At 62.6% G+C, this 24,336-nt stretch carries 20 protein-coding genes; 13 read left to right on the forward strand and 7 right to left on the reverse strand.

Annotated features, from left to right (window positions below; all coding sequences use genetic code 11):
• The first annotated feature begins 127 nt into the window (after positions 1–127).
• The 3 genes from SINAR_RS0113605 (at position 128) to glcF (ending at position 4,209) form a co-directional block, all read left to right on the forward strand.
• The gene (locus tag SINAR_RS0113605) at positions 128–1,567 is read left to right on the forward strand and encodes an FAD-binding oxidoreductase (protein WP_027999602.1); all 1,440 of its coding nucleotides are present in this window, start codon (positions 128–130) and stop codon (positions 1,565–1,567) included.
• Positions 1,564–2,781: a glycolate oxidase subunit GlcE gene (glcE, locus tag SINAR_RS0113610; RefSeq protein WP_027999603.1), complete on the forward strand. Its 1,218-nt coding sequence runs from the start codon at positions 1,564–1,566 to the stop codon at positions 2,779–2,781. The genes SINAR_RS0113605 and glcE overlap by 4 nt, the downstream gene beginning before the upstream one ends.
• A gap of 96 nt (positions 2,782–2,877) precedes the next feature.
• Positions 2,878–4,209 (forward strand): glycolate oxidase subunit GlcF, encoded by a 1,332-nt coding sequence (gene glcF / locus SINAR_RS0113615; protein ID WP_033057410.1) that lies wholly within the window; start codon positions 2,878–2,880, stop codon positions 4,207–4,209.
• A 235-nt stretch (positions 4,210–4,444) separates the two neighbouring features.
• Here glcF and SINAR_RS0113620 read toward each other — a convergent pair whose 3' ends face one another.
• Both SINAR_RS0113620 and SINAR_RS0113625 read right to left on the reverse strand, forming a co-directional pair.
• Positions 4,445–5,140: a L,D-transpeptidase gene (locus tag SINAR_RS0113620; protein WP_027999605.1), complete on the reverse strand. Its 696-nt coding sequence runs from the start codon at positions 5,138–5,140 to the stop codon at positions 4,445–4,447.
• A 190-nt stretch (positions 5,141–5,330) separates the two neighbouring features.
• The gene (locus SINAR_RS0113625) at positions 5,331–6,071 is read right to left on the reverse strand and encodes a L,D-transpeptidase (RefSeq protein ID WP_027999606.1); all 741 of its coding nucleotides are present in this window, start codon (positions 6,069–6,071) and stop codon (positions 5,331–5,333) included.
• Positions 6,072–6,358: 287 nt separating this feature from the next.
• On the opposite strand from SINAR_RS0113625, the gene SINAR_RS0113630 reads away from it, so the two are divergent.
• Complete coding sequence (locus SINAR_RS0113630; RefSeq protein WP_027999607.1) at positions 6,359–6,994, forward strand: DNA-3-methyladenine glycosylase I; 636 nt, start codon at positions 6,359–6,361, stop codon at positions 6,992–6,994.
• A 72-nt stretch (positions 6,995–7,066) separates the two neighbouring features.
• Here SINAR_RS0113630 and SINAR_RS0113635 read toward each other — a convergent pair whose 3' ends face one another.
• The 3 genes from SINAR_RS0113635 to SINAR_RS0113645 all read right to left on the reverse strand — a co-directional run bounded on the left by SINAR_RS0113635 (position 7,067) and on the right by SINAR_RS0113645 (position 9,643).
• The gene (locus SINAR_RS0113635; RefSeq protein WP_027999608.1) at positions 7,067–8,524 is read right to left on the reverse strand and encodes an NCS1 family nucleobase:cation symporter-1; all 1,458 of its coding nucleotides are present in this window, start codon (positions 8,522–8,524) and stop codon (positions 7,067–7,069) included.
• 233 nt (positions 8,525–8,757) lie between these two features.
• A complete protein-coding gene (gene copM, locus SINAR_RS0113640; RefSeq protein ID WP_027999609.1) occupies positions 8,758–9,138 on the reverse strand; it encodes a CopM family metallochaperone in 381 nt (126 codons plus the stop codon).
• 97 nt (positions 9,139–9,235) lie between these two features.
• On the reverse strand, positions 9,236–9,643 hold the full coding sequence (locus SINAR_RS0113645; protein WP_027999610.1) for a hypothetical protein: 408 nt from the start codon (positions 9,641–9,643) through the stop codon (positions 9,236–9,238).
• Positions 9,644–9,874: 231 nt separating this feature from the next.
• On the opposite strand from SINAR_RS0113645, the gene hisS reads away from it, so the two are divergent.
• The 5 genes from hisS (at position 9,875) to SINAR_RS0113670 (ending at position 15,367) form a co-directional block, all read left to right on the forward strand.
• Positions 9,875–11,389, forward strand: coding sequence for a histidine--tRNA ligase (gene hisS, locus SINAR_RS0113650; RefSeq protein WP_027999611.1), 1,515 nt, complete (start codon positions 9,875–9,877; stop codon positions 11,387–11,389).
• A gap of 5 nt (positions 11,390–11,394) precedes the next feature.
• A complete protein-coding gene (locus tag SINAR_RS0113655; RefSeq protein WP_027999612.1) occupies positions 11,395–12,534 on the forward strand; it encodes an ATP phosphoribosyltransferase regulatory subunit in 1,140 nt (379 codons plus the stop codon).
• A complete protein-coding gene (gene hisG, locus SINAR_RS0113660; RefSeq protein ID WP_027999613.1) occupies positions 12,531–13,226 on the forward strand; it encodes an ATP phosphoribosyltransferase in 696 nt (231 codons plus the stop codon). Before SINAR_RS0113655 ends, hisG begins: the two co-directional genes overlap by 4 nt.
• Positions 13,227–13,347: 121 nt before the next feature.
• On the forward strand, positions 13,348–14,055 hold the full coding sequence (locus SINAR_RS0113665) for a glutathione binding-like protein (RefSeq protein WP_027999614.1): 708 nt from the start codon (positions 13,348–13,350) through the stop codon (positions 14,053–14,055).
• A gap of 91 nt (positions 14,056–14,146) precedes the next feature.
• Positions 14,147–15,367, forward strand: coding sequence for an NAD(P)/FAD-dependent oxidoreductase (locus SINAR_RS0113670; RefSeq protein ID WP_084617725.1), 1,221 nt, complete (start codon positions 14,147–14,149; stop codon positions 15,365–15,367).
• Positions 15,368–15,681: 314 nt separating this feature from the next.
• On the opposite strand, the gene groL is transcribed toward SINAR_RS0113670, so the two are convergent.
• Positions 15,682–17,319 carry a chaperonin GroEL gene (gene groL / locus SINAR_RS0113675; RefSeq protein WP_027999616.1) on the reverse strand — a complete coding sequence of 546 codons (1,638 nt, stop codon included), beginning with the start codon at positions 17,317–17,319 and terminating at the stop codon, positions 15,682–15,684.
• Between the two features lie 73 nt (positions 17,320–17,392).
• On the reverse strand, positions 17,393–17,689 hold the full coding sequence (groES, locus tag SINAR_RS0113680; protein WP_010968824.1) for a co-chaperone GroES: 297 nt from the start codon (positions 17,687–17,689) through the stop codon (positions 17,393–17,395).
• Positions 17,690–17,957: 268 nt separating this feature from the next.
• On the opposite strand from groES, the gene SINAR_RS0113685 reads away from it, so the two are divergent.
• From SINAR_RS0113685 to ileS, 4 genes are all read left to right on the forward strand, one after another.
• Positions 17,958–18,785: a chromate resistance protein ChrB domain-containing protein gene (locus tag SINAR_RS0113685; RefSeq protein ID WP_027999617.1), complete on the forward strand. Its 828-nt coding sequence runs from the start codon at positions 17,958–17,960 to the stop codon at positions 18,783–18,785.
• A gap of 382 nt (positions 18,786–19,167) precedes the next feature.
• A complete protein-coding gene (locus SINAR_RS0113690; protein WP_027999618.1) occupies positions 19,168–20,016 on the forward strand; it encodes a TIGR01459 family HAD-type hydrolase in 849 nt (282 codons plus the stop codon).
• A gap of 13 nt (positions 20,017–20,029) precedes the next feature.
• Complete coding sequence (locus tag SINAR_RS0113695) at positions 20,030–21,013, forward strand: bifunctional riboflavin kinase/FAD synthetase (protein WP_027999619.1); 984 nt, start codon at positions 20,030–20,032, stop codon at positions 21,011–21,013.
• Between the two features lie 372 nt (positions 21,014–21,385).
• On the forward strand, positions 21,386–24,295 hold the full coding sequence (gene ileS, locus SINAR_RS0113700) for an isoleucine--tRNA ligase (protein WP_027999620.1): 2,910 nt from the start codon (positions 21,386–21,388) through the stop codon (positions 24,293–24,295).
• The last annotated feature ends 41 nt before the right edge of the window (positions 24,296–24,336 follow it).

Consider the following 24,336-nt stretch of genomic DNA (forward strand, 5'->3'; position numbering starts at 1 on the left):
CCGCCCGCAGTTCTCCTCATGCCGCTTTAGTTGCTAAAATTCTCGAGCGTCCGTGACGCGTTCGTTTGAACGCATGATGCTCCGGTGGTAAGCAAAAAATACCACTTTGCTGCAATGGGAGGCGCTCATGCCGGAGACGATAGGCTTTCTAAAGCCCAGGCAGGCTGTTCTCGACCGCCGGCGGGAAATCGTCGCCGACCTTGACGACTTGCTCCCCGCAGGCTGCCTCATCAGTGAGGAGCGCGGGCTCAAGCCGTTCGAGACGGATGCGTTTATCGCCTATCGGCGGATGCCGCTCGCGGTCGCTCTGCCGGAGTCCACCGAGCAGGTCGCCGCGGTCCTCAAATATTGCAGCCGCTACGGCATACCGGTCGTGCCGCGGGGCGCCGGCACCTCGCTCTCAGGCGGCGCCATTCCTCAGGAGGACGCGATCGTGGTCGGACTGTCGAAGATGTCCCGCATTCTGGATATCGACCTGTTCAACCGCACGGCGACGGTTCAGGCGGGCGTGACCAATCTCAATATTTCCGATTCGGTTTCGCCCGACGGCTTCTTCTATGCACCGGATCCGAGTTCGCAGCTCGCCTGCACGATCGGCGGGAATATCGGGATGAATTCCGGCGGCGCACACTGTCTGAAATATGGGGTCACGACCAACAATCTTCTGGGTGTCAAGATGGTGCTTTTCGACGGCACCGTGATCGAACTCGGCGGCAAGTCGCTCGATGCCGCGGGATACGACCTGCTTGGTCTCGTCTGCGGTTCGGAGGGGCAGCTCGGTATCGTAACGGAGGCGACGGTGCGGCTGATTGCGAAACCCGAAGGCGTGCGTCCCGTCCTCTTCGGATTTGCTTCCTCCCAGTCCGCCGGTGCCTGCGTCGCCGATATCATCGGATCGGGCATCATCCCCGTCGCGATCGAATTCATGGACAAGCCGGCGATCGAGATTTGCGAAGCCTTCGCCAAGGCCGGCTATCCGCTCGATGCAGAGGCATTGCTGATCGTCGAAGTGGAAGGCTCCGAGGCTGAGATGGATGCGATGCTTGCAAGCATCATCGAGATCGCTCGCCGCCACGGGGTGGTGACGGTCAAGGAATCGCAGTCGGCCTTGGAAGCGGCACTGATCTGGAAAGGCAGGAAGTCGGCATTCGGCGCAACCGGCCGGATCGCCGACTATATCTGTATGGACGGAACGGTGCCGCTGAGCCAGCTTCCCCATGTCTTGCAGCGGACCGGAGAGATCGTCGCCGGTTACGGCCTGCGCGTCGCGAATGTCTTCCATGCCGGCGACGGCAACATGCATCCGCTGATCCTGTACAACATCAACGATCCGGACGAAGCGGCCCGTGCGGAAGCGGCGGGCAACGACATTCTGAAGCTCTGTGTCGAGGCGGGCGGCTGCCTGACCGGCGAACACGGCGTGGGGATCGAGAAGCGCGATCTGATGCCCTACCAGTACAACAGGGCCGATCTCGGCCAGCAGATGGCGGTGCGCGCCGCGTTCGATCCGCAATGGCTCATGAACCCGTCGAAAGTCTTTCCGCTCGAAGGGCGGAACGCGACATGATCGTTCATTTCGAACCGGCAAGCGAGGAGGGGATTGCCTCCGTCGTGCGTTCCGCGGCGGCCGAGCGCGTCACACTCGCCGTTGTCGGCGGAGGTACGCGCGCAGGTCTTGGCAATCCCGTGCGCGCGGACAGAACGCTCTCGACCAGACGCCTGTCCGGCATCGTCACCTACGATCCGGCGGAGATGACCATGAGTGCGCTTGCGGGAACGCCGCTCGCCGAGGTCGAGGCGGCGCTGCGTGCCAAGGGCCAGATGCTCTCCTTCGAACCGATGGATCATCGGCCGATTTTCGCAATGGCGGGTGAACCGACGATCGGCGGAGTCTTTGCCGCCAATGTCTCGGGCCCCCGCCGCTATGTCGCCGGTGCCGCCCGCGACAGCCTGCTCGGCGTGCGCTTCGTCAACGGCCGGGGAGAGCCCATCAAGGCTGGCGGCCGGGTCATGAAGAACGTGACCGGGCTCGATCTCGTCAAGCTCATGGCGGGGTCCTACGGCACGCTCGGCATTCTGACCGAAGTCACCTTCAAGGTGCTGCCACTGCCCGCAGCGGCCGCGACCGTGGTCGTCTCCGGGCTGAACGATGCGGAGGCCGCCGCGGTGATGGCCGAGGCAATGGCGCAGCCGGTGGAGGTGTCGGGTGCGGCGCATCTGCCGGAAAGCGTGCGCAGCCGTTTTCTGGACGGCGCCTTGCCGGATGGTGCTGCGACGGTTCTGCGGCTCGAAGGGCTGTCGGCATCAGTTGCCATAAGGGCGGAGAAGCTTGGCGGAAAGCTCTCCCGTTTCGGGCCGATTTCGCAGCTTGACGAGGCGCAAACGAAAACCCTCTGGACGGAAATCCGCGACGTGAAGCCCTTTGCAGACGGCACCAGGCGACCGTTGTGGCGCGTCTCGGTCGCCCCTTCCGCGGGCCATCGGCTCGNCGCCGCATTGCGCCTGCAGACCGGCGTCGACGCTTTCTACGACTGGCAGGGCGGCCTGGTCTGGCTGCGCATGGAGGCCGATCCGGAGGCGGATCTGCTCCGCCGCTATGTGGGTGCGGTCGGTGGCGGGCATGCGGCGCTCCTGCGTGCGGACGAGGAGACGCGCGGCCGCATCCCGGCCCTTGAGCCTCAGCCCCCGGCTGTCGCACAATTGTCGGAACGCATCCGCGCCCGTTTCGACCCGTCGGGCATATTGAATCCGGGGCGGGTAGCAGCGTTGATCCCGAACTAGGCGAAAGGGCTTTCCGCCATCGTACGGTCCAAAAGATCGGTCTAAGACGACGAGCATCGATCCTCGCGATTTCCGGCCGGTCCAACGAAGATCAAAGTGATTCCAACGCCGCAAGGCGCCACATGGAGTACCCGGTTGCAGACCAATTTCTCCCCTGAGCAACTCGCCGACCCGCATGTCGCCGAATCGGAAACGATCCTGCGCAAATGTGTGCATTGCGGCTTCTGTACGGCCACCTGTCCGACCTACGTGGTTCTCGGCGACGAGCTGGACAGTCCGCGCGGGCGTATCTACCTGATCAAGGACATGCTCGAAAACGGCCGCGCGGCAGATAGCGAGACCGTCATGCATATCGACCGCTGTCTCTCGTGCCTTTCGTGCCTTACTACCTGTCCGTCGGGTGTCGATTACATGCATCTCGTCGACCATGCCCGAGTCCATATCGACAAGACCTACAAGCGACCGTTCAGGGACCGGCTCGCCCGCTCCGTCATTGCCGCCACGCTTCCTTATCCGTCCCGGTTCCGCCTGGCGCTCGGGGCTGCCGGTCTTGCGCGCCCGCTCGCCGGATTGCTGAAGCGGGTTCCTTTCCTGAAGACTTTCGGCGTCATGCTGGATCTGGCACCGAGCGCACTGCCGATATCGCGGGCGGCAAAGCCGGCCGTCTATGCGGCAAAGGGCACGCCGCGCGCCCGCGTCGCCCTGCTTACCGGCTGTGCGCAGCCGGTACTGAGGCCTGAGATCAACGACGCCGCGATCCGTCTTCTCACGGCACAAGGGATCGAGGTGGTCGTTTCGGCGGGAGAGGGCTGTTGCGGGGCGCTCGTCCACCACATGGGACGGGAGGAACAGGCGTTGAAGGCCGCCCGGCACAACATCGATGTCTGGTTGAAGGCGGCGGAGGAGGATGGACTCGACGCCATCATCATTACCGCGTCCGGCTGCGGCACCACGATCAAGGATTACGGCCATATGCTGCGGCTCGACCCGGCCTATGCGGACAAGGCTGCGAGGGTTTCCGCGCTGGCCAAGGACGTCACCGAATATCTTGCGACCCTCGACCTGCCGGAGCAAGAGCCACGGAACCTCGCGGTCGCCTACCACTCCGCCTGCTCGATGCAGCACGGACAGAAAATCACCTCGGCGCCGAAGCAGCTCCTGAAACGGGCGGGCTTTTCGGTGCGTGAGCCGGCGGAGGGGCATCTCTGTTGCGGTTCGGCCGGAACCTACAACATCCTGCAGCCTGAGATCTCGGCGAAGCTGAAGGCGCGGAAGGTCAGAAATATAGAGGCGACCAAGCCTGAAGTGATCGCCACCGGGAATATCGGCTGCATTACGCAGATCGCCAGCGGCACGGAGATACCGATTCTGCACACCGTGGAGCTGCTCGACTGGGCCTATGGCGGCCCGAAGCCGGCGGGGTTGTGACAGTCAGGGGGGGAGCAGACCCCTCATCCGCCTGCCGGCGCCTTCTCCCGCAAGCGGGGCGAAGGGACTCGCCGCGCGCTCCGCCTCCTCATCGATACCGGAGAATCGCTAGCGCAGCCGCTTGTTCCCTCTCCCCGTCAGACGGGGAGAAGGTCGCGGCAGCGGGATGAGGGGCCACACGCGGCGTAAACCGGGCGTCGAAGGAATCCTGCCAGTGCGGGCCTCCCTTAGGCCATCAACCGCCGAAAATCGTGCGGAAAATGTCGACGCCGCGATCGTCGAAATAGGTGTCGCCCGGCTTGCTGCCGGGGCCGATGACGACGACCTTCGTGCCGACGCCGGCGCGCTCATAGAGGTGTTCGACATCCTCGTTCATCATCCGGATGCAGCCCGAGGACATGTTCTGACCGATGGTCCAGGGCTGGTTGGTGCCGTGGATACGGAAGATCGTGTCGCGGCCGCCCTTGTAGAGATAGAGCGCGCGGGCGCCGAGCGGATTGTCGATGCCCCCCGGCTGTGTGATGGGCAGAATCCGGCCCTTGGCTCTTTCTCGCACGCGCATCTCGGCTGGCGGCGTCCAGCTCGGCCACTCGGCCTTTCGGCCGACCTTGACGACACCGGACCAGCCGAATCCGTCGCGGCCGACGCCGATGCCATAGCGCGTCGCCCGGTTCGGGCCGTCGATATAGTAGAGATACTTGCTGTTGGTATCGACGATGATGGTGCCGGGAGCCTCGTCCGTGCGGAAGCGAACCTTGGTGCGCCAGTACTTCTGCGGAGGCTTCTTCGGCTGGGCGACTCGAATGATGTCAGAACGTTTTTCGGCCACGCCGGCAATATCGGCCGGGCTGAATGCCGAAGCAGTTCCGGCAAAAAGAAGAGCTGTGGCCGCGACCGTGAGCGCGGCCAGCCTTTTGGCATGAAATCTCATTTACAATTCCCTCTGAACCCTCGATGCAAGCAATCAATGCGATTTAACCGCAAGCGTACGCCCGCGACACATCCTATAGTGCGAGGAAAGCGGTAGGTCATGTATCTCAAGGAACATCTGTTGCTTCAAAACCACGATTTCACGAGATGAAGAGAGAACAAGTGGAAGAAGTATTCTAATGTCACAGTCGCTATATCACGATGACCTTCGTGCCGACCTTCACCCTCTCGTAAAGGTCGACGACGTCCTCGTTGCGCATGCGGATACAGCCGGAGGAAACGCCGTAGCCGATGGTCCAGGGGGCATTGGTGCCGTGGATGCGATAGAGCGTCGAGCCGAGATACATGGCGCGAGCGCCGAGCGGATTGTCCGGGCCGCCGTCCATACGGGCCGGCAGAAAATGGCCCTTGGCTGCCTCCCTCGCGATCATTTCCTGCGGCGGCGTCCAGTTGGGCCACTCGGCCTTGCGCGTGATCCTGTGCTCTCCGGCCCATTCGAAGCCCGGCTTGCCGACGCCGACACCGTAGCGCCGCGCCTCTCCGCGAGCGGTGACGAGATAGAGAAAGCGGTTGTTGGTGTCGATGATGATCGTACCGGGCTTTTCCTTCGTCTCGTAGGCGACCATCTGCGGCAGGAACTGCGGGTCGAATTTGGACATTGACGGCTTTTGCCTGCGCGCGATCGATGCCGGCTGAACGGTTGCCGTGGCGGGCCGGCGGCTGAGTTCGCGCCGCCCGGGCATCTTTCGGGTGGCTGTCGGAGCTTGCTGGCGATAAACGACGCGCTCGCCGGTCAACTGCATCACCCATGGGGCGGTCAGATCCGGGCTGACGATCACGGGGGGCCGGTTTTGATAACGGTCCTGCGCACCCGCAGCCCCGGAAAGGATCGGGAAAAGGCACATGGCAAGACAAAGGGATTTCTTCAGCATCGGACGGACTCGCTACTTGGCCGAAATAATCTGGAGGAGCCCGGGTGAGCTGTCTCGCCAGGGTCTCGAATTCATTCCAACGGGGCGGGGCTGCGGGAATTCGCATGCGTTTTTCCGCGCTCCGTCAATGGCGCGATGCTCTCACCGGTGCGCAACCGAATGGTAAACGGTGCAGCGCTGAAGGGCGGTCCACGTCAATAAAGCTTTGAGTAGGGTTATTCGCCCCTTTATCGATGTGGTTTGCAAATGGTAAACGGAACAAAAGAGAAACAATGGAGAGAGGCGAGATGGCAGCAAGGGGCTTGATTACGGGGGACGACGGACTGGATCGCTGCGCCTGGCACGGCAATCTGGAAGATTACCGGCGCTACCACGACGAAGAATGGGGCCGCCCCGTCGCCGACGATTACAGGCTGTTCGAAAAGATCTGCCTCGAAGGATTCCAGTCCGGCCTCTCATGGCTGACGATCCTGAGAAAGCGCGAGGCGTTTCGCGCCGCATTTGCAAGCTTCGACTTCGACAAGGTCGCCGAATTCGGAGAGGAGGACATCGAGCGGTGCCTCGCCGATACCGGCATCGTCCGCCACCGCGGCAAGATCGTCTCGACCATCAACAATGCCCGCCGCGCGAAGGAGCTACGCGCGGAATTCGGATCGCTCGCGGCTTATTTCTGGTCGCATGAGCCGGATGGAAACGAGCGTCCGAAGACCGTCGACTTCGAGACCCTGATCGCCAATCCGACGACCCCCGCCTCGGTGCGGATTTCCAAGGACCTGAAGAAGCGCGGCTGGACCTTCGTCGGCCCGACGACGGTCTATGCCTTCATGCAGGCCATGGGCCTCGTCAACGATCATATCGAGGGCTGCTTCTGCCGTGCCCCGATAGAGGAGCTGCGCCGGCGTTTCGCACGTCCGGCGGCATGATTGCCACATCGGATGCGAACAGCGCCCTCCCCACTGGAGAGGGAGGGCGCGTTGTCTGGATCGGAATGCCTATCAAGGTTGGGCCGGGTAGGGCCTCGCCGCCTGGAAGGAGCGGAGCGCGTAGTATATCGTACCGGCTATGGCGACCCCGAAGAACCAGCCGTAGACACCCCACCATTCCGGCATGACGGATGTGAGGCCCGGCAGGATCGAGGAGAAGACGATCCCGATGCCGGCGGCGATCAGCGCGTTGACGTGCCAGCCGTTCTCGAAGCGGAACTCGCCGTCCTCGCGGTAGAGCGCCTCCACGTCGAGGCGACCCTTTCGGATGAGATAGTAGTCGACCATCATGACGCCGAAGATCGGACCCATCGTGTTGCCGATCATGTTGACGAAATGCGCGGCCCCGCCTTCCCAGGGCGCAAAGGGGTAGAGCACGAGCGCGATCAAGGCCGCGATGTACCCGCCCTTCTTGAAGTCGATGTGCCTGGGGAAGACGTTGGCGAAGTCGAAGGCCGGCGAAACGAAGTTGGCGACGACATTGATGCCGAGCGTCGCCACCGCGAAGGTGAGCGCGGCGAGCAGCGCCAGGAACCAGCTGTCGAACTTGGCCGAGATCTGGTCGGGGTGCAGCAGCACTTCGCCGTAGACATTGTAGGCGGCTATGGTGGTGACGCCGGCAACCAGAGAGAACAGGATGAGGTTGACCGGCAGGCCCCACAGGTTGCCGACCTTGAGCGACCGTTCGTTCGGGCAGTAGCGCGAGAAGTCGCAGAAATTGAGATAAAGCGCCGAGAAATAGGTGACCCAGATCGCGGCCACCGCACCAAGTGCGGCGATCGACCCCGGCACGCCGGGCACACCCGCATTCTTGGTCTTCTCGAGCAGCACGTCCATCGGGATCGTGTGGTTGAACGAGAAGCCGCCAGCCTTGACGACGAGATAGATCGCAAGCAGCAGCATCATCACCCAGACCGCCGGGCCGGCCCAGTCCTGAAATTTTCTAACCGTTTCCATGCCGTTCTGGATGATCAGCAGTTGAAGGCCCCAGACGACGACGTAGCAGACCAGTTCGAGGGTGGAATGACCGAGCATGTGGCTCGACTGGTGGAACTGAAGCATGCTTTCGTTGCGGATAAGCAGCGCGACGATGGCGCCCGAGGCGGCCGCCGTCTGTGCGCCGTACCAGAAGCAAGCGACGATCGCGCGGACGATGGCAGGGAAGTTCGCCCCCCAGATGCCGAAGGATGCCCGGGCTAGGACCGGAAAGGGAACGCCGGTGCGTACGCCGGCAACGCCGACAAGCTGCATCAGGAAGAAGATGATAAGCGAGCCAATGCCGATGGCCAGAAGGAAGTTCGTGAAGCTGCCGCAGAAGAGAAAGAGGCTGGCGGCGAGATAATAGCCCCACAGGCTGTGCACGTCCGATGTCCAGACGTTGAAAATGGAGAACGCGCCCCAGTTGCGCTCTTTGGCGGGCGCGAGGTCTTCGTTGTAAAGTTGCGGAGATGCACCGGGTGGTATCGTCATCGTTTCCCCTCCTGACGTATGGCACCTGTGCTATGGAAGGTGAGCTTGCGAGCTTCTGTCAATATCGGTGTAGGCCCGGGACCCGCTGGCGCCGCGCAGAAAGGGAAATTCTTTCCGGTAGTGGGATTAAATCCTCATCCCCGGTCTTGTTTGCCAATCGGGCACATCATCACTTAGGCCCAGACATCACTTGGGCCCAGAGCGGTTCCGCGAATCGGGGAGGCGGAAATGTTCTAACCGCCGTTCCGTGCCAGCCACTCCCTCATCATCTTGATCTCGCCCTCCTGGGCCTCGATTATGTCTTCCGCGAGCTTGCGGATCGTTTCGTCCTTGCCGTATTGAAGCTCGACCTTCGCCATGTCGATCGCGCCCTGATGGTGAGCGATCATGCCGCGCACGAAATCGAGATCCGTATTGCCGCTGAAGACGATGTCCATGTCCTTGTGCATCCTCGCATTCGCTTCGGCGAAGGCTTTGCTCGACGGAGATGCCTCATCCGTCGCGCCGACCTCCGTGGAGCCGTGATGCATGCCGCCGTGGCCGCTCTCCTGCGTGAGGGCGGGGGCGGCGAAGGCGGCCAGCAAAAGCGCAAGTGTGAACCTTTTCAGAATCATATCGTTTCCTTTGATCGAATCCGTCGCCGGCCGAGGCAGCCGCGGGCAGTGAATGAACGGAAAATCGGCGCTGTCGGCCGAACGTCAAGTCTCCCGGCTATTGCGGCAGCGCGAACACGCCTTCGAGCGATCCCTCCGCGCCCTCGTCGGTGAGCGTCGAGTTGCCGACGCAATGAAGCGGAGACGGACGTCCCGCTGCGCCGTGGACGGTTGTCGAGAAGCGGAAGGAAGACGAACTTTCCGTCGCCTGTTCCAGGATGTTGAGGATCGTGGGCCGGTCGCCCCTGTCATAGGCACGCACAAGGTCGATGATGCCGCAGGGATTGCGCCGCAGGCCAAGCAGTGCAAGCGTTCTGGAGCCCAACACGAAAGCGCCACTGGAAAGATCGCAGCGCCATGGCTCAACCAGGTAACCGGCCTGCGAGAGGCGGCGGGCCCAAGCCCTCTGCGTTTCCATATTCAGAGGCTTTACGGCTCCCGTTCCGGGTGTCATGAAGTCCAGCATTTTCCCCCGTTCCCAGTCTCCTGCGTAACCTATACGTGAAAATCGGAAATAGATACAATCACGGCATTGTGATCACATATCGGCCGGAAAACGCATCTCGCGATGCAATGTTCCGAAAGGGGAGGTGCGGGGGCCCACGGCTCGCCACAGTCACCGGTCGTCGCCCTTGCCGCCCCTGCCATGATCCGGTAGGGAAGGCACCGATCAAGCTTGAAGTCCGGAATGCTTTCAATGAATGAAAAACAGAAGAAAACGCAGAAGCTCAGGGCACGCCTGCCGCGCGGTTTCATCGACCGGTCGGCTGCGGACATTCGCGCAGTCGACGAGATGATCGCGAAAATCCGAGAGGTCTATGAACGTTACGGCTTCGATCCGGTGGAGACGCCGCTTTTCGAATACACCGACGCGCTTGGCAAGTTCCTGCCCGACAGCGACCGGCCGAATGAAGGCGTCTTTTCGCTTACGGACGACGACGACCAGTGGCTGAGCCTGCGCTACGATCTGACCGCGCCGCTGGCGCGTCACGTGGCCGAGAATTTCAACGAGATACAGCTTCCCTACCGCACCTATCGTGCCGGCTACGTTTTCCGCAACGAGAAGCCGGGCCCGGGCCGCTTCCGCCAGTTCATGCAGTTCGATGCCGATACGGTGGGCGCGGCCGGCGTCCAGGCCGATGCCGAAATGTGCATGATGATGGCCGATACAATGGAGGCGCTCGGCATTGCCCGCGGCGACTATGTGATCCGCGTCAACAACCGCAAGGTCCTCGACGGCGTTCTCGAGGCAATCGGTCTCGGCGGCGTCGAACAGATGAATACGCGGCTGACGGTGCTGCGCGCAATCGACAAGCTGGATAAGTTCGGTCCGGAAGGCGTGCGGCTGTTGCTGGGCGAAGGGCGCAAGGACGAGAGCGGCGACTTCACCAAGGGCGCCGGGCTCAGGGAGGAGCAGATAGGCAAGATCCTGTTCTTCGTCGGTATCACCGACTACGCCAGGAGCGCGGACGAGCTGGCAGCACTCGTTGACGGAACGTCGCGCGGCGCCGAGGGCGTCAACGAGTTGAATACGATCCGCAGTCTTGTACTCAGCGCCGGTTACGAGGCGGACCGCATCAAGATCGACCCCTCGGTCGTGCGGGGTCTCGAATACTATACCGGTCCGGTTTTCGAGGCGGAATTGCAGTTCGCCGTCACCAACGAGAAGGGCGAGAAGGTCGTCTTCGGCTCGGTCGGCGGCGGCGGCCGCTACGACGGGCTCGTTTCGCGCTTCATGGGCCAGCCGGTACCGGCGACCGGCTTCTCGATCGGCGTCTCGCGGCTGATGACGGCGCTCAAGAACCTCGGCAAGCTGGGCGTCGAGCAGGTCACCGCCCCGGTTGTGGTTTGCGTCATGGATCGCGATACCGAAAGTATGGGGCGCTACCAGAGTTTCGTGCAGGAGCTGCGCCATGCGGGCATTCGCGCGGAAATGTACCAGGGCAACAAGAAAAACTTCGGCGACCAGCTCAAATATGCCGACCGTCGCGGTTCCCCCGTCGCCGTTATTCAGGGGGGAGACGAGCGCGCCTCCGGCGTCGTACAGATCAAGGATCTGATCGAAGGCAAGCGGCTCTCGGGCGAAATCGAGGATAATGTCGCTTGGCGCGAGGCGCGTGTCGCGCAGGTTTCCGTTCCGGAAGCCGAACTTGTTGCGAAGGTTCGCGAAATTCTGGCGGAACAGGCCGAGGACCGGAAAAGGGCGGGTTGACCGCAATGCCTCTGATCAATCTTCCCGCCTTTGCAGGCGACCTCCTTGCGGATTTCGAGCGCCGGGCCACGATGCGCGTCGATACGCCGGTCATCCAGCCGGCGGAGCCATTCCTCGACATGGCCGGCGAAGATCTGCGCCGGCGCATCTTCATGACCGAGAGCGAGACCGGCGAAAGCCTTTGCCTGCGGCCCGAATTCACCATACCCGTCTGCCTGCGGCATATCGAGACCGCAACCGGCACGCCGCAACGCTACGCCTATCTGGGAGAGGTGTTCCGGCAGCGTCGGGAAGGATCGAGCGAGTTCTATCAGGCGGGCATCGAAGACCTCGGTGATCCGGATACGGCCGCTGCCGACGCTCGCGTGGTCGGTGACGCGATGTTCGTCCTCGCAAACCGGTTGCCGGGCGAGCGGCTGAAAGTGACGCTCGGCGACCAGTCGGTGTTCGAAGCGGTGATTGCCGCTTGCGGTCTTCCCGGTGGTTGGCAGAAACGTCTCATCCATGCCTTTGGCGATCAGAAGCAGTTGGAACGGCTTCTGGCGGCGCTGGCCGATCCGAAGTCGCCCGGCGTCTTCGGCCATGATGTCGAGCGCGTTGCGGCACTCGGCATGCTCGAGGACGAAGAGCGCCTCGTCGCCCATATCGGCGAGACGATGAAGGCCACCGGCTATTCGGCCAATGCGAGCCGGTCGCCCCGCGACATAGCGCGGCGCCTGAAGGAAAAGGTCGAGCTCGCCGCCACCCGGCTGGACAAGGAAGCGCTTGCGGTCATGCGCGAGTTCCTGGCTCTCGACGTCCCGCTCGCCGATGCCCCGGCTGCGCTCCACCGCTTCGCCGGCAAGGCGCGCCTGAAGATCGATGATGCGCTCGCGCTTTTCGACGCGCGCGTGGCTGCGCTTGCGCGGGCTGGCGCCGATCCCGGTCTGATGCGCTACCGCGCCGCCTTCGGGCGACCGCTTGATTACTATACCGGCCTCGTCTTCGAGATCGAGGTCGAAGGCACGCAGGCGGTGCTCGCCGGCGGTGGCCGGTTCGACCGTCTTCTCACCTTGCTCGGCGCCCGTGAACATATCCCGGCCGTCGGCTTTTCCCTCTGGCTCGACCGGATAGAACAGGCGATTGCTGCCGGGAGGGCGGAATGACCGTCACCATTGCGCTGCCTTCCAAGGGGCGAATGAAGGATGAGGCCTCGGCGGTCTTCGAACGCGCCGGAATGAGGATAGCTGCGGTCGGCAACGACCGGTCCTATCGCGGCCGCGTGGAAGGCTGGAACGATGTCGAGATTGCCTTCCTGTCGGCCTCGGAAATCGCGCGAGAGCTCGGGAGCGGCGCGGTCGATTTCGGCGTCACGGGAGAGGACCTCGTGCGCGAGGGCTTGGCGGACGCCGACGCGCGCGTCGAATTCGCCGCCCGTCTCGGCTTCGGTCACGCCGATGTGGTCGTCGCGGTCCCTGAGATCTGGTACGATGTCGACACCATGGCCGACCTGGGCGACGTCGCCGCAGACTTCCGCGCGCGCCACGGCCGGCGGCTTGCGATCGCCACCAAATACTGGCGCCTGACACAGCATTTCTTCTCCGGCAGCCACGGCATTCAGCTCTACCGAATCGTCGAGAGCCTGGGAGCGACCGAAGGCGCGCCTGCGTCCGGTTCCGCCGACATCATCGTCGACATCACTTCGACGGGATCGACGCTCAAGGCCAACCATCTGAAGATACTTTCGGATGGCGTGATCCTGCGCTCTGAAGCCTGCCTCGTGCGGGCCCGCAAGGCGGACCATAGTGGCAATCCGGTGATCGACCGGATCGTTGCGGCCGTGCGGGCCGTGCTCTGAAGGACGGGACCGGCGGAGGCGAATGCGCGCAAATTTGCATTCGGCCCTGACAAATGCAACCGGCACTCCCTATGTTGGGGCGGCAGGACCCCTTCGATATTCCCACCTAGAGGCATCCGTCATGGCTGATCTTTCCTCCTTTCCGATTACGAAACGCTGGCCGGCAAAAAATCCCGATATCGTTCAACTCTATTCGCTTCCGACGCCGAACGGGGTGAAGGTTTCGATAGCTCTGGAAGAACTGGGCCTCGACTATGAGGCGCATCGCATCTCGTTCGATACGAATGAGCAGAAGTCGCCGGAATTCCTGTCGCTCAACCCGAATGGCCGCATTCCGGCGATCATCGATCCGAATGGACCGGACGGCAAACCGATCGGCCTTTTCGAATCCGGCGCGATACTGATCTATCTTGCAGAAAAGACCGGCAAGCTCCTCCCGGCGGATGCGGCCGGGCGCTATGAGACGCTATGCTGGGTCATGTTCCAGATGGGCGGCATCGGTCCGATGTTCGGGCAGTTCGGACATTTCTTCAAATTTGCCGCCGACAAGGTCGCCAACAACCCCTATCCCGTTCAGCGCTATCGCGACGAAGCGAAGCGTCTTCTTAGCGTCCTCGAAGCCCGTCTCGATGGCCGGCAATGGCTGATGGGTGAAGAATACACCATCGCCGACATCGCGACCTATCCCTGGGTGGAGGGGGCGCGCAAATTCTACGGCGGCGCCGAGGTGCTCGATTATAAGAGCTTTCCGAACGTCATGGACTGGGTGGATCGCGGCCTGGCACGCCCCGCCGCGCGGAGAGGCATGGAGATCCCGCGCAAGGAGTAAATTAAGAACGGGGAGCCTTCCGGCCGGAGATTGACCAGACGCCGGCCGGGAGGATAGCGATGAGCAGGGACGTTTGAGACGGGTGGAGCAGGTGTCGGGAAGACTTGTTGTTGTCGGCGGCGGTCAAGCCGCATTCGCTTTGGTCGCCAAGCTTCGCGCACTCAAGGACATGCGTCCGATCACGGTCGTCGCAGCCGAAGCGAGCCTGCCCTACCAGCGGCCACCGCTCTCCAAGAAATACCTGTTGCGCGAAATGACTCTCGATCGCCTGCTTTACCGCCCGGAGACATGGTATGCGGAGCACGAGATCGACATTCGTCTTTCGACCACCGTGACGCGGGTCGATCGCGCCGCCAAACGGGTGATCCTCAGCGATGGCTCGGCACTGGCCTATGAGACGCTTGCCTTCGCGACCGGCGCCACGCCGCGCCGGCTGCCGACTGCGGTAAGCGGCGATCTCGCGGGCGTTTTCGTCGTGCGCGATTTCCAGGATGCCGACCGGCTGGCAGAGGAGATGCAGCCCGGCCGGCGGGTGCTGGTCGTCGGTGGCGGCTATATCGGCCTCGAGGCTGCAGCGGTTGCCCGGACCTCCGGGCTCGAGGTCACCGTCATCGAAATGGCCGATCGTATCCTTCAGCGCGTCGCCTCTGCGGCCACCTCGGCGATCGTTCGCGAGATCCACCGCTCGCATGGTGTCGACATACGTGAACGCACGGGGCTCCACCGCCTGATCGGCGACAATGGCCGCGTTACCGCAGCCGAGCTTTCCGACGGCTCCGTCATTCCCGTCGACATCGTGATTGTCGGCATCGGCGTGGCCGCGAATGATGCCCTGGCGCACGAAGCCGGCGTCGAAACCGCCAGCGGCATCGTCGTCGACAGCCATGGCCGGACATCCGATCCCGCGATCTTCGCCATGGGCGACTGCGCCGTCCTGCCGTGGGACGGCATGCGCATCCGCCTCGAATCCGTGCAGAATGCAGTCGATCAGGCGGAGGCGGTTGCCGCCATTCTCGCGGGCAGCACCGATCCCTACGACCCGAAACCCTGGTTCTGGTCCGACCAGTACGATGTCAAACTGCAGATAGCCGGCTTCGGCCTCGGCCACGACGAAACGCTCGTTCGGCCGGGCCAGCGCGAGGGCAGCATTTCCGTCTGGTATTTTCGCCAGGGAAAGCTGATAGCAGTCGATGCGATCAACGACGCCAAGGCCTATGTGACGGGGAAGAAGCTGCTCGAGTCGGGGGCCACGCCGGACCGTGCGCTTCTGGCGGATCCGCAGATCGATCTGAAGGCATTGCTTGTAAAATAGCCGCGCTACTTCCTCGGCCGCATGCGCTCCAGCACTATAAAACCAAAAGGGCGGCCCGAGAGCCGCCCTCCAGATCCGGATGGATAATGTCAAGGCTTTCGCCTTATCACATCATGTCCATGCCGCCCGTTCAGCGCGCTTGGCGCGCTGAACCACTTTAGGTGCATGGGCGAAGCTTTATGGACCTGCTGTGCTAAGGCTGATGCCTTATCACATCATGTCCATGCCGCCCGTTCAGCGCGCTTGGCGCGCTGAACCACTTTTAGGTGCATGGGCGAAGCTTATGGACCTGCTGTGCTAAGGCTTTCGCCTTATCACATCATGTCCATGCCGCCCATGCCGCCCATGCCGCCCGGCATTGCCGGAGCTTCCTTCTTCGGCAGCTCGGCGATCATGGCTTCGGTGGTGATGAGCAGCGAGGCAACCGAGGCAGCATCCTGCAGGGCGGTGCGAACGACCTTGACCGGGTCGATGATGCCCATGGCGATCATGTCGCCATACTCGCCGGTCTGGGCGTTGTAGCCGAAGTCGTCGGTGTTCTTCTCGAGGATCTTGCCGACAACGATCGATGCCTCGTCGCCAGCGTTTTCGACGATCTGACGGGCCGGGGACTGCAGAGCGCGGCGAACGATGTTGACGCCGGCTTCCTGATCGTCGTTTTCACCCTTGACGGTGATCTTGACGGAGGAACGCAGCAGGGCAACGCCGCCGCCCGGTACGATGCCTTCCTGGACGGCAGCGCGCGTCGCGTTGAGAGCGTCGTCGATGCGGTCCTTCTTTTCCTTCACTTCGACTTCCGTCGCACCGCCGACGCGGATGACGGCGACGCCGCCGGCGAGCTTGGCAAGGCGCTCCTGCAGCTTCTCGCGGTCGTAGTCGGAGGTGGTTTCTTCGATCTGGGCCTTGATCTGAGCGACGCGGCCTTCGATGTCGGACTTCTGGCCGGCACCGTCGACGATCGTCGTGTTTTCCTTGGTGATCGAAACTTTCTTTGCACGGCCGAGCATGTCGAGCGTGACGCTTTCGAGCTTGATGCCGAGGTCTTCCGAGATCACCGTGCCGCCCGTCAGGATGGCGATGTCTTCGAGCATGGCCTTGCGGCGGTCGCCGAAGCCCGGGGCCTTGACGGCAGCGATCTTCAGGCCGCCACGCAGCTTGTTGACGACGAGCGTTGCGAGTGCTTCGCCTTCGACATCTTCAGCGATGATGAGGAGCGGCTTGCCGGTCTGGACAACAGCTTCGAGAACCGGGAGCATCGCCTGGAGGTTGGAGAGCTTCTTCTCGTGCAGGAGAACGAAAGCGTCTTCCAGGTCGGCGACCATCTTTTCCGGGTTGGTGACGAAATAGGGCGACAGGTAGCCGCGGTCGAACTGCATGCCTTCGACGACTTCGAGTTCGGTTTCGGCGGTCTTGGCTTCTTCAACCGTGATGACGCCTTCGTTGCCGACCTTCTGCATCGCTTCGGCGATATCGAGGCCGATCTGCTTTTCGCCGTTTGCCGAGATCGTGCCGACCTGGGCGACTTCGTCCGAGGTGTTGATCTTCTTGGCCTTGGCCAGCAGGTCCTTGACGACTTCGGCGACAGCGAGGTCGATGCCGCGCTTCAGGTCCATCGGGTTCATGCCGGCGGCAACGGCCTTCGCGCCTTCGCGAACGATCGCCTGAGCAAGAACGGTTGCAGTCGTCGTACCGTCACCGGCGATGTCGTTGGTCTTCGAAGCGACTTCGCGAACCATCTGGGCGCCCATGTTCTCGAACTTGTCTTCGAGTTCGATCTCCTTGGCGACGGAAACGCCGTCCTTGGTGATGCGCGGTGCGCCGAACGACTTGTCGATAACGACGTTGCGACCCTTCGGGCCGAGCGTCACCTTGACTGCGTCGGCGAGGATGTCGACGCCGCGCAGCATCTTTTCGCGCGCGCTACGGCCGAACTTGACTTCTTTAGCTGCCATTTTGAAAGCTCCTGGTTTCGAATTCCGGAACGGGTCCGGTTTCAAATTACGGAAGTTTGAAGGGTGCCGGCTATCAGCCGATGACGCCCATGATGTCGGCTTCCTTCATGATCAGAAGGTCTTCGCCGTTGATCTTGACTTCGGTGCCGGACCACTTGCCGAACAGGATGCGGTCGCCAGCCTTTACGTCGAGCGGAACAACCTTGCCGCTTTCGTCACGGGCACCCGAGCCGACGGCCACGATTTCGCCTTCTTGCGGCTTTTCCTTCGCGGTGTCCGGAATGATGATGCCGCCCTTGGTCTTTTCTTCAGACTCGACGCGGCGGACGACAACGCGGTCGTGCAGCGGACGGAAATTGGTGCTTGCCATTGTCTAATCCCTCGATCAAATGACACTGCGGGTCGCGGATGGACCCGCCGGATGGGTGTTAGCACTCTTCTCAAGTGAGTGCTAGCGCCAGCCGAGATAAGGCTGGCTGCGAAATGAGTCAAGGATCGGCTCCGAGATTTTTTGCCGGCCATGATCGTTGACAGATCGGACGCGCTTTTGTTTGATGGTTCCCATGGGGTAAGCGAATGCCTCACGAGGCGCCATGCCGGAGTTTCGCGTCCGCTAGCGATCTAAAGGACGTCGTAACATGGCCTCGTTCAACTCCATCTCTTCCGAAAAACTCGCTCGTCTCGTCGGCACCCCGAAGGCGCCAGTCCTTATCGATGTGCGCGACGGCGACGACTTCGCAGCCGATCAGCATCTCGTGCCGGGCTCCTTCCATCGCGCCCATGCTCACGTGCGGCGATGGGCAGAGGAATACCGCGGCCGCTGGGTTGTCGTGCTCTGCAAGCACGGGGGCAAGCTCAGCGAAGGTGCCGCCGCATGGCTGCGTCATGCAGGGGCGGCTGCGGAAATACTCGACGGCGGCATCGAAGCGTGGCGGGCGGCGGGGCTGCCGCTCGTTCCGGTCGCAAGCCTTCCGGATGCAGATCCTTCGGGGGGATCCGTCTGGGTGACCCGGTCGCGACCGAAGATTGACCGGATTGCCTGTCCCTGGCTGATCCAGCGCTTCGTCGATCCGCGCGCCAGGTTTCTTTTCGTCACGCCGGCGGAGGTCGAGGCCGTCGGCGAGCGCTTCGGCGCGACGCCGTTCGACATCGAAGGCGTCTTCTGGAGCCATCGCGGCGAGGAATGTACCTTCGACACGATGGTCAAGGAATTCCGTCTCTCGTTCCCTGCGCTGGAGCATGTCGCCCGTATCGTCCGTGGCGCCGACACGGACAGGCGCGAACTGGAGCCGGAGGCAGCCGGGTTGCTTGCCGTTTCACTCGGCCTTTCGCGCATGTATGCCGACGATCTCGAACAGCTCGAGGCGGGGATGACCCTTTATGACGCCCTCTATCGCTGGGCGCGTGATGCGACCCAGGAAAAGCACGATTGGGTCTCGCATGGCGGCAAGGGGAAGCACCCGTGAACGAGCAGGCAGCCTTGAATGTTGCGCCCGCACGCCGGAGGCCGGGTCGGTTCTCCTTCCTCATCCGGACCCGGCGACGCTCGATCCTGTCGCCTTGTTCCTGACGGTCCTGGCAGCCGCCTCGCTCCTTTGGTGGAAACGCGGAATGTTCCAGACGCTGGCAATCTGCGCCGCGGCGGGGGGATCGCGCTTTTCTAGAGCGCGATAGGAAAAGTCAGGTCGAGGCGACCTAAGGCATCGTTATCTGGAGCAGAACCGCCGCGCGCTTTCCTGCAATTGCCTTAAATCCTTTGGAAGCGCCGCGTTTTTCTCGGTGCGAGACTTGTATTCTTGTCCCTTCCTTGCGATGTCAGCCGGAAAGCCGAGTTTGCAGGAAGCCAGCATGGCCGTCAGGATCAACAGTTTTCGGGAAATCGCCGGTCGCTACGACGTGGTCCTTTGCGATGTCTGGGGCGTGCTTCACAACGGGATTCAAGCCTTTGCATCCGCCTGTGAAGCGCTTGCCGAGGCGCGCGCCCAGGGGCTGACCGTCGTTCTCATCACCAACTCACCCCGGCCGCATCCGGGCGTCACGGTGCAGATCCGTGGCCTCGGCGTGCCTGACGAATCCTATGATCGCATCGTCACCTCGGGTGATGTGACGCGGGCGCTGATTGCGGCGGCCGACAAACGCATCTTCTTCATAGGCGCCGATCGAGACCTGCCGCTGCTCGAAGGACTCGGCACCGAGATCGTGTCTGCCGACGACGCCGAGACGATCGTCTGTGCCGGCTTCTACGATGACGAGACCGAGACGCCCGAGCACTACCGTGCGACGCTGACGGGCCTCGCCAAGCGGAAAATACCTTTCATCTGCGCCAATCCCGATCTCGTCGTCGAGCGCGGTCATCGGCTGATCCCCTGTGCCGGCGCCATCGCCAAGCTCTATGAAGAGCTCGGCGGCGAGGCCCGCATTGCGGGCAAGCCCTATATCTCCATCTATCGCGCAGCACTCTCCGAGGCGAAGGCGGTCAGGGGCGCGTTCGACCGGTCGCGCATCATTGCCATAGGCGACGGCATGCCCACGGATGTAAAGGGTGCGCAGGATGCGGGCTTCGATCTGCTCTATATCAGTGCAGGAATCCATGCCCAGGATTACATGCACGAAAGCCGTACCGACGAAGCCAAGCTCATGGCCTTTCTGAGACAGAACGGGGCAACGCCGAAATGGTGGATGCCGCGGCTGGCATGACGGGAAGATCGGCATGACGGTTTTTCACCGCAACGAGACCCGCGATCCGCTGCCCGAGCATCTTCGCGGCGGCGTGGTCGCGATCGGCAATTTCGACGGGGTGCACCGCGGCCATCAGTCGGTGCTGAACCGTGCCCTCGACGAGGCGGCGAAGCGGGGCGTTCCGGCACTCGTGCTCACTTTCGAGCCGCATCCGCGCACCGTCTTCCGACCCGACACGCCCGTGTTCCGCCTGACCCCGGCTCCGCTGAAAGCCCGCATCCTCGAGGGTATGGGCTTCGGCGCCGTCATCGAATATCCCTTCGACCGGAGCTTTTCGGAGCTTTCGGCCTCCGACTTCATTCATCGCATCCTGCGCGAATGGCTCCACGCCTTTCATGTGGTGACCGGTTTCGATTTCCATTTCGGCAAGGGACGGGAAGGGGGGCCGGCTTTCCTGATGGCGGCCGGGGAACGGGAGGGTTTCGGCGTTACGCTTGTGGATGCATTCCGCGACGAAAACGCGGCCGTCATTTCCTCGAGTTTCATTCGCTCCTTGCTTGCCGAGGGCGACGTTTCGCATGCGGCCGGGCTGCTCGGTTATCGCTATACGGTCGAAGCCGAAGTCATCGGCGGCAAGAAGCTTGGGCGCACGCTCGGCTATCCGACCGCGAACATGCGCCTGCCGCCCGAAGCGGAGCTGAAAAGCGGCATCTATGCGGTGCGTTTCCGCCGGGCGAACGGGTCGCTCCATGACGGTGTCGCAAGCTTCGGCCGTCGCCCGACCGTCGACAGCGACGGCGAAGCCCTGCTGGAGACATTCGTCTTCGATTTCTCCGCGGACCTCTACGGCGAAATCTGCGCCGTATCCTTCTTCGGCCGGTTGCGCGACGAACTCAAGTTCGACGGTCTCGAGCCATTGATGGTCCAGATGCGCGGGGACGAGGGCGAGGCGCGCGCGCTGCTTGCCGGCGTTCAGCCCTTGAGCGAGATCGACCGCAGGCTCAATTTCGCCTGAGAGCGGCAGCACCCGATGCGCTGGATCGTTTCACTGTTTCAATAATCAGCGAAACGGCCAACGCTTTGAATCCGCGCGCTTCCCGACGGAGAGCCGCTACACACTTTTCCTGGAAGTGCTCCAAAGAATTCGGGCATGCGGGGCCTGCGGACCTTTTCAAAAGGCGGAAAACGCCTTAAAGAACCGGCCACAATGACCCGGTTCCATCGAGTGATCATCGATCAGCGAATTATTGGCCCGGCTTTCCGCGCGCTCTAGTCTGCGCCGGAAGGTCCGGGATTTCGGCGTTCCGACGCCCCCATTCATCTTCGAGATTACCGAACCCTTCCGCCTGCGTGACTGCCCCGCGCGGAAAAGACGAATGCGAAAACCATGACCGAAACCGCTGAAAAGATCGACTATTCCTCTACCCTTTACCTGCCGCAGACGGACTTTCCGATGCGCGCCGGCCTGCCGCAGAAGGAGCCGGAGACCGTTGCCCGCTGGCAGAAGATGGAGCTTTACAAAAAGCTCCGCGCGTCGGCTGCCGGCCGCGAGAAGTTCGTCCTCCACGACGGGCCGCCCTATGCCAACGGCAATATCCATATAGGCCACGCGCTGAACAAGATCCTCAAGGATGTGATCAACCGCTCGTTCCAGATGCGCGGCTTCGACGCCAATTACGTCCCGGGCTGGGATTGCCACGGTTTGCCGATCGAGTGGAAGATCGAGGAAAAGTACCGGGAAAAGGGCCGGAACAAGGACGAGGTACCGGTCAACGAGTTCCGTAAGGAATGCCGTGAATTCGCCAGCGGCTGGATAGCGGTCCAGACCGAGGAGTTCAAACGCCTCGGCATCGAGGGCGATTTCGAGAACCCCTACACCACGATGAACTTCCATGCGGAAGCGCGTATCGCCGGCGAGCTGATGAAGATCGCCAGGTCCGGCCAGCTCTATCGTGGTTCGAAGCCGGTCATGTGGTCCGTCGTCGAGCGTACCGCGCTGGCCGAGGCCGAGGTCGAATATGCCGACGTCGAAAGCGACATGATCTGGGTGAAGTTTCCGGTGACCGAGGGCCCCGATGCGCTTGCCGGCGCCTCCGTCGTCATCTGGACCACGACCCCCTGGACGATTCCCGGAAACCGCGCGATCGCCTATTCGTCGCGATATGCCTACGGCCTCTACGAGGTTGCGACCGCCGAAAACGACTATGGCCCGCAGCCGGGCGAGAAGCTGATCTTCGCCAAGCGCCTGGCCGAAGAGTCGGCGGCCAAGGCGAAGGTCACGTTCAACTTCGTGCGCGATGTCGAGGCGGGCGACCTGGCGGCGATTACCTGCGCCCATCCGTTGCACGGCCTCGGCGGAGGCTATGCTTTCAGCGTGCCTCTCCTCGACGGCGAGCACGTCACCGACGATGCCGGCACCGGCTTCGTCCACACGGCACCGAGCCATGGTCGCGAAGATTTCGAGGCCTGGATGGATAACGTGCGCCTCCTCGAGGAACGCGGCATCTCGTCCACCATCCCGTTCCCGGTAGACGATGCCGGCTATTTCACGGCCGATGCACCCGGCTTCGGTCCGGATGCGGAAGGCGGCGCTGGACGGGTCATCGACGACAAGGGCAAGAAGGGCGACGCCAATGAGCGCGTCATCAAGGCTCTGATCGGCCGTCATGCCCTCTTTGCGCGGGGGCGGCTCAAGCATTCCTATCCGCATTCCTGGCGGTCGAAGAAACCGGTCATCTTCCGCAACACGCCGCAGTGGTTCGTCTACATGGATAAGGACTTCGGCGATGGCACGACGCTTCGCTCCCGCGCGCTGAACGCGATCGACGGGACCCGCTTCGTCCCCGGCGCCGGCCAGAACCGTCTCAGGGCGATGATCGAACAGCGTCCCGACTGGGTGCTTTCGCGCCAGCGCGCCTGGGGTGTTCCGATTGCTGTCTTCGCGGACGAGCAGGGCGAGATTCTCGTGGACGATGAGGTCAATGCCCGCATACTCGACGCTTTCGAGAAGGAAGGGGCGGACGCATGGTTCGCCGAAGGCGCGAAAGAGCGCTTCCTCGGCAACGACCACGACCATGCCCGCTGGTATCAGGTCACCGACATCCTTGACGTTTGGTTCGATTCCGGTTCGACCCACACCTTCACGCTGGAGGACCGTCCGGACCTGAAATGGCCGGCCGACGTTTATCTCGAAGGCTCCGACCAGCACCGCGGCTGGTTCCATTCCTCGCTGCTTGAAAGCTGCGCGACCCGTGGCCGTGCGCCCTACAACGCCGTCATCACCCATGGCTTCACCATGGATGAGAAGGGCGAGAAGATGTCGAAGTCGAAGGGCAATACCGTCACGCCCCAGGAGGTGATGAAGGATGCCGGCGCCGACATCCTGCGCCTCTGGGTCATGACGACGGACTATTGGGAGGACCAGCGCCTCGGCAAGACCATCATCCAGACGAACATCGACGCATACCGCAAGCTGCGCAACACGGTCCGCTGGATGCTCGGTACGCTCGCCCACGACGAGGGCGTAGTCGTGGCACTGTCCGACATGCCGGAACTCGAAAGGCTGATGCTGCATCGTCTCGCCGAACTCGACCGGCTGGTGCGCGAGGGCTATGACGCCTTCGACTTCAAGAGGATCGCCCGGGCGCTCATCGATTTCGCGAACGTCGAACTCTCGGCCTTCTATTTCGATATCCGCAAGGATGCGCTCTACTGCGACGCGCCGTCGTCGCTGCGCCGCCGCGCGGCCCTGCAGGTCATCCGCACCCTGTTCGATTGCCTGGTGACGTGGCTTGCACCAATGCTGCCCTTCACCGCCGAGGAGGCTTGGCTTTCGCGCAACCCGGAAGCGGTCTCGGTGCATCTGGAACAGTTCCCGACGGTTCCGGCGGAATGGCGCAACGACGCACTCGCCGAGAAGTGGCGGAAGATCCGCGAGGTCCGCAAGGTGGTAACCGGTGCGCTCGAGATCGAGCGCAAGGAGAAGCGCATCGGCTCATCGCTGGAGGCGGCGCCGGTCGTCCATGTCGCCGACGCCGATTTGCGCCAGGCGCTCGAAGGTCAGGACTTCGCCGAGATCTGCATCACGTCGGCGATCGAAGTCGACGGCGGCGAAGGCCCGGCCGACGCGTTCAGACTGCCGGACGTCGCGAAGGTCAGCGTTGTGCCGAAATTCGCCGAGGGCCGCAAATGCGCGCGCTCCTGGCGAATCACCACTGACGTCGGTTCCGATCCGCTCTATCCGGATGTCTCCGCGCGTGATGCGGCCGCTTTGCGGGAACTCGGCTTCAAGCCGTAACCGATCGGTTTACCGGGTGAATTGCACTCAGGCTCTTCATC

The organism is Sinorhizobium arboris LMG 14919, assembly GCF_000427465.1.
In the GTDB taxonomy this organism is placed as follows: Bacteria; Pseudomonadota; Alphaproteobacteria; order Rhizobiales; family Rhizobiaceae; genus Sinorhizobium; species Sinorhizobium arboris.